Below are 6,717 nucleotides of genomic sequence, written 5' to 3'. Positions count from 1 at the left end.
TGTTGATTCGTTACCAAAATCACCTTCAGGTAAGATATTGAAGAGGGAATTAAGAGAGCAATTCAAATCTAGGAAAGAATTTAAAAAGGAAATGCAATAATTTTAAAATAATAATTTTAGATTAATTGTTTTTTTTGTATCAACTATATGATTTTTTAATTTACAATACTATCTGCACAATAATAGATTAATACATTAGCTTTAAAATTCACTACGCGATTCACTACGCAGTATCCTAATATACTATAATTTTTTAATTATAAAATAAATAATTTTTTAATTATAATGCTATAGCTAAAACTAGCAAACTTTATTAATCATTTACTTGCCGGTATTACCAAAATTTTAAGTAATACCGACTATTTTATTCACCTTAAACGCCACACCAATTTATCTGTATAATTTGAGATAAAATTATGGAGACCCCTCCTTAAAAGTATTACTTAGCAGTATAAAGAAAAACTAATGGAGAAATTTAAAAATAAAAAATATATTTATATAATTTAAAATTATAAATATAAGTTAAGATAACCTCCAGTTATCTCTACTTTACCCATAAGAACGGTAGAGTTAACCGAAATTTAACTTCCTTTGGTTGAGAAAAGGTTAAATTTCATTTAGCAAACATAAAACATAGAAAAACTAAAGGGGGATTTAGAATTTCAAAAGGCCGCTTTTCTGGATTTGGAAGAGCAATTATAGAAATCATAATCTTAATTATTATTGCTATATCAGTTTATACATTTATGCAATTTTTAGGACTATTTTTTATAAAATTAAAGATTTATATGTGGGTTGTTAAAGATTTAATAGAATTAATAGCAAGTTTGTTAGTTGTAAGAATTATAGGTAACGGAATAACAAGAAATTTATTACCAAAATATAAAGAAAGGGCAATTTCTATAGGCAATTTGTTTAAAATATTGGGTTATTTAATAGTTATTGTAATAATTATTGCATTTACAAGGATTAGCACTGAATTAGCATTATTTGGCGGTACAGTAACTGGATTGGTTTTAGGATTGGCTTTACAACCGGTTTTAGGTAACTTATTTGCAGGTTTAATAATACTAGGTACAAGATTTATAAAACAAGGAGATATAATAACCATATTAAATTGGCAAGTGCCATATCAATGGGCATCTAGTCCAGCGTACAAGTTTTTTTCTTCGGACTATATTGCACCGGGATTTAAAGGTAGGGTTTTAGAGATTGGTTTATTTTCTTCATCAATAGTAACTGAGCAAGGACAAGAAATCAAAATACCAAATCAAATATTATTGGGAGGTGCAGCTATAGAACATTATACACAATGGAGTAATTATATAACAAATAATATTAGGGTAGAAATACCTATAGCTGACATAAAACTATTTGAGAACAAAGCTAAGGAAGTTTTATCCAAATTTGGCAATAATGCAGAGATTTATTTATCAGAACAAAGCGATAAAAATTATGTAATTTATTTAATTAGAATAACTATACCTATTGATGAGAATTGGCTAATAATTAAAGACAACGTTTTGAGGCAACTAATTTCATATAAATAATGAAACTTACCAGTTTATCTACTGGTGCACTAATTCTTTAATTTACATTAACATCATAAATAAACTTTTATTATATATTTATAGATAAAATGATGAAGGTTTTATAATATGAACAGAAAAATAAAACTCTTTACTTGAGGGTTGGAAGAGGAGGGCTGAAAAAGGAAAAGCCTCGTTAAGAAAACCCAAGTTGAAGAGGGTAAAATACAGTCTTTCTCTTCAAAGCATGGAAAAAAGGGAAAAGTGCTGATAAAGAAGTATTCTCACCGTGAAAAGAATCGTGTGCTTGATTATGTTAACAAGTTCGTTAATAAGTTACTAAATATGTATCCCATGGCTACGTTTGCTGTTAAGAAATTGAATAAGCAAAAAATGTTTGAAGACGCTAACAACAATTTGTCTAAAAGGATCTCTAGAACTGTATGGAGGAGTATTCACCACGTGCTTAAATATAAGGCCCCCTTTTATGGTTCTTTTGTTAAGGAAGTGAACCCTTACCTCACATCTAAGTCCTGCCCAGATGTGATGGGTTTCCCGAAAGGTTGGCAGAACTTTTAGGTGTGAGAGGTGTGGTTTCACTTTAGATAGGCAGCTAAATGCATCATTAAATATTTACCTCAAGATGTGCGGGTTTTCCCACCTCTTTTTTACTCCTACTTGGAGTAGGTGGGTTGGGGTTATCCCGCTAAAGGGGCGGAGGGGTGTGGATGAGGCATTGCCCCATGACCTCCATGAAGTCCAAGGGCGTAGAGCTTGGTATCAAACGTTATTAAGCCCTATGAAACCTAAAGCCCTACCTTAGGATGGATCATTAAACCGTATATGCATGCATATAATAATCAAATATCTTATGAAGAAAATCCAATAGATAAAGAAGATTCAGTATTTTATTGGTGGATTAAAGGGGATTATATTTTTATTTATAACTTTTTTTCTAATATAAAATTATATAGTTTAGAAAAGAATCATTATAAATAGGACTAATATGGAGATATTTGAGTTTAAACCGTTTGACGGTATTGCTTTATCACCGTTAGAATCAAAAAATATAGTTGATAATAAGGCAACAACGATAAATTTAGAAAGAGATATAGGTTTATATAAAGAAAACAATGGTAAGGTTATAATATATTTTAGTGATAATATATTTGAAATAGATAAAGAGGTTTTAAAGCATCATATGGATAGAAGGTCTGTATTGCTAATAAATAAAAATCAGGATTATTATGAGGCTGAAGTAAGAACCCCAAACAATTATTATAAGTTAGTTCCAATAGAATCAGGAGTTACTTTGGAAATCAATGGTATACATATGCATAGAATTAAGGGAGTAAACCCTTTAGAAGATGCAAAAAGAAAAGTTAGATTAGCTAGAATAAGACCTGGTTCAAACGTTTTAGAAATTGGAACTGGGCTAGGATATACAACAATAAATTCTCTTAAAATTGGAGCTAGAAAGATTGTTACAATTGAGAAAGACGAAAATGTTTTATGGCTTTCTGAAAGGAATCCTTGGAGCAAAGAATTATCATCAAACAAAATAACTATAGTTGTTGGTGACGCATTTTCGATATTAAAAGAAATAGATATGAAATTTGATAATATTATACATGATCCTCCAAGGCTAACCTCTAGTTCAATAAGTTTATATAGTAAAGAATTTTATGAAAATCTTTTTAGATTATTGAAACCAAAAGGTGTATTATTTCATTATACCGGAGAACCTGGTAGAACTAAAGGAAAGTCTTTATCGAGTAAAGTAGCAAGTAATTTAAAAAGCATAGGTTTTAATGTTATAGGTTATGATAAATATGCTATGGGAATCATAGCTATAAAAGGTTAATTGACTTTTAAGTAGTTTATTTTAATTGCGTTTATTGTATAATATTTTAAATTTTTTATATTAAGAATTTATTAAGCAAAGTCGTTTACAACAGAAAGTCTCGCCCTTTAATGCAAGTAGGAGTTCAGATTTAAATTCAGACGCAATATAGTCTGGAGAAAAATACCTAAATTAGTAACATCAAAATTTATCCAAAATTTTACTCCTTATTATGATAAATTCTTATTTATAAAAAAGCAAATTAATAAAACTTTTTAAGCTCCTTCCGCATAGATTGAAACCTCATACCATTCTAATTCTTTCTCATCTTTTTTACTAACATCGATTGTTTTTCTTTCCTCTTTCCTATATATTAAGTTGCTCATACCATTCACCTATTTTATATATAAGTTGACGAAACCTTATAAGTTACTGCACTAGATAAAATAGACAAAAGTCTTACTAAATTCGATTTGTATTAAAAAATTTATTATCAAGAAAATATATTATCATAACTCAATCATATAGAAAATTTAATTATTTTATAATTAAAATAACCTAAAGTTAAAAAGAGTTTATTTACAATAAAAATTTTTCAAATCTTTAAGCTAGAAAATAGAGCTGACATCTTCATTATTCAATTTACTATTTTCATTGTTTTTCCATTCAGTTACTAAATCGAGATCTCCTCCTAATTTTTTGCTTTCACAAAGCTGTATTTTTACTAATGCAGGCAATTTAGCCATGCTACCTATTATTATAGCTTCTCCTGGATTTAAACTTGGCAGTAAATCGGCTAAATCGTCGCTTAATTCTTCGCTTGCTTCTTGAACATACTTTATATCTTGTGGCTCAACCATTTTTAAAATAATTTTATTGTTTGTCTGACTTAAAACGTCAGAATTAACATTTTTCGGCCTTTGGCTTACTAAAATAAGACCCACTCCAAATTTCCTTCCTTCTCTTGCGGCTCTTGAAGCCCAATATAAAGTCAAAGTATCGGCATTGTTTGGTATTAGAACATGGGCTTCTTCTATTACAACAAATAATGGCACGGGATATCCATTTCTACCTCTTTTATTTAGTTTTCTTTCCTGTAAAATTCTTCTTAAATAATGACTAACAACTGCATCTGCTCCAATTTCATCTAATTCGCTTAAATCAAAAACTGTTAACTTTCCAGGTTCTATTATTTTTTTTAAATCCATAGGAGTATTGGGATCTAAAACATCTCCATAATAATCTTGAATATCCTCAAGTTTGTTCAATACTCCATTAACATCTTTTTTAATTTGACTATCAGATAAACTATTATTTAATTTTTCCTTTAATTTGTCCATGAACTCTATTGCATTAATTTTCCCCCCTTTTAACTCATTTTTTGTATCAATCCATGCCTTTCTTAAAACTCTCTCCTGATTTATTGCATTAACAGGAAACCTTGCTAAATCCTTGAGCTCGCTAAATTCCATTACAGCCGGATTTATAGAAGGCTTGACAACTTTACCTTTATCTTTTAAATTTAAATCTCCATATTCTCCGTGCATATCAAATAAAACGACTGTACCCCCTAATTCATCAACCACTTTTCTTGAAAGAACACATACTGTATTGCTTTTCCCTCCACCTGTTACAGCTAGAATTGCTAGATGCCTTTGTATTTTGTTTACATTTATTTTATATTTAACGCTATTACTTGACATAGTCGAGGATGACAACTTGCCAATTGATATCCAACCCTGTTTCTCATCACCTCCAAATATGTTTTCCAAGTCTTCTTGTTTGGCTAAATAAACATCAGTACCTGGCATAGGAGGTATTTTTGGAGATTCTATTAACCCATTTTTAAGTGTTTTCAGATAACTAAGCCATCTAACTGAACCTTTGAGATAAGATTCCTTAACCAGTTCTCCATGAGTTATTGCTGAAATTACTGATCCGACAGACTCAGGATCGGTAACGCTTTGAGGCAAAAGCCTGCTCCCAGAAATTAACTTTTCTACTATACCTAATACACATCCTCCAGGTGTTTCTACAGTTAAATACATACCAGCCGATAGCCTTACATTTTGATTATCCTGATTATTTTCTGAAAAAATAACCAAGCTTCTTTCAGGTTCACTTTCCCCTACAATCCATCCTAAAGGAACTTCACCGCATATCATAATACCACCTCAAAAATAAAGCATAGTCCTCTCCCTTACTTCACCTTCCAATCCAGAAATCTTAATTAATGATTCCATATCGTTATATGTTATAGTGGCATAATGATGGGCTAAAACAAGGGACGTAGGATATCCTTTTTGAAGAGATATGGAAATAAGCTTTGATAATAATTCCTCAGTCAGGCTTTCATAATTTGGCATATTTTTTTCGTTATCTAATAAAAACTCTATTTGTAATATAGACCCACCTCTTGATAATCTAGCATATAGTTTTAATACGCCCAGCCTCCTTTCAAAAAAGTCTGAAATATTACCTATATTAGGGAACATTTTATCTCCCTTTCTTTCTCCAGTTATATTGTATGAACCATACCTTATACTGTCTTCCCATATTAGATAACCTGGATTTGAAGGCTCAGCTCTCCTAATTATATGAACGTCTGGTAAATTGCTTTTACAGAAATCTCTTGATCTACTAGTTTTGGTTATAAAAACTGGAATTGAATTATTTTCCCATATTTTTTCAATAAGAACCTTATAAGAATACAACTTTTCCAATATTTCTAACGCAAGATACCAATCTGAATCATCTAAGCTGTATCCATTTAGTGCTCTCTTCATTAATAACTCTGGCATTATCGGGTGTTCTACTTTATCACTTATTAATTCATTAATATCTCTAATATTTTCTTCATTTTCTTGCATCTTTTCTTTTGCCAAATCTATTAATGAATTTAGCATATAACCATTCTTTATAGAAGATAAAGGTCTCCACCAAGCAATTATAGGTACAATACTACCATCAAATAAAAACATACCATTTTTTGGTATCGAATTTAATGATGAACTTGCTTCTAAAATTTCTCTATATAAAGAAACTCTAGACATAGAATACTTAGGGGGTAACAATAAACCGAAAAAAGCCTTTTCTTCCGGCTTACCTTTATCATTTGCATTGCTAAAAATCTTAGAATATGATTTCACAGCATAAATTGTAAAAGTCTCAAATTCTGAAACTACATCTCCTCCATCTTCAGCTGAATACTCAACCATCTCTCCCTTTTCTGGTAACTCTCTCCAATCTATTTTACACTTGTTCTCGTATGGGAACTTTTTAATTATGTTTAATATAATATCTTTATTTTTTAGAGCAGATTTAACTAGATTTGATTCCATAATC

At 30.1% G+C, this 6,717-nt stretch carries 4 protein-coding genes and 1 pseudogene; 3 read left to right on the top strand and 2 right to left on the bottom strand.

Annotation, left to right across the window (positions count from 1 at the left end; all coding sequences use genetic code 11):
• Positions 1-788: 788 nt before the first annotated feature.
• From RXO53_RS03165 to RXO53_RS03155, 3 genes and pseudogenes are all read left to right on the top strand, one after another.
• A complete protein-coding gene (locus RXO53_RS03165) occupies positions 789-1,550 on the top strand; it encodes a mechanosensitive ion channel domain-containing protein (protein WP_410712814.1) in 762 nt (253 codons plus the stop codon).
• Positions 1,551-1,748: 198 nt separating this feature from the next.
• A pseudogene (locus RXO53_RS03160) lies at positions 1,749-2,352 on the top strand (zinc ribbon domain-containing protein); the annotation flags it as partial.
• 183 nt (positions 2,353-2,535) lie between these two features.
• Complete coding sequence (locus RXO53_RS03155; RefSeq protein WP_410712813.1) at positions 2,536-3,393, top strand: methyltransferase; 858 nt, start codon at positions 2,536-2,538, stop codon at positions 3,391-3,393.
• Positions 3,394-3,980: 587 nt separating this feature from the next.
• Here the strand turns inward: RXO53_RS03155 and RXO53_RS03150 are convergent.
• Together RXO53_RS03150 and RXO53_RS03145 are read right to left on the bottom strand one after the other, a co-directional pair.
• Entirely contained in the window at positions 3,981-5,537 is a 1,557-nt protein-coding gene (locus tag RXO53_RS03150; protein ID WP_410712812.1) for a helicase HerA domain-containing protein, read from the bottom strand.
• Positions 5,538-5,546: 9 nt separating this feature from the next.
• Positions 5,547-6,713 carry a DNA double-strand break repair nuclease NurA gene (locus tag RXO53_RS03145; protein ID WP_410712811.1) on the bottom strand — a complete coding sequence of 389 codons (1,167 nt, stop codon included), beginning with the start codon at positions 6,711-6,713 and terminating at the stop codon, positions 5,547-5,549.
• Positions 6,714-6,717 lie beyond the last annotated feature (4 nt).

The organism is Caldisphaera sp. (assembly GCF_046536515.1).
In the GTDB taxonomy this organism is placed as follows: Archaea; Thermoproteota; Thermoprotei_A; order Sulfolobales; family Acidilobaceae; genus Caldisphaera.
This window is presented reverse-complemented; position numbering and strand designations above follow the sequence as displayed.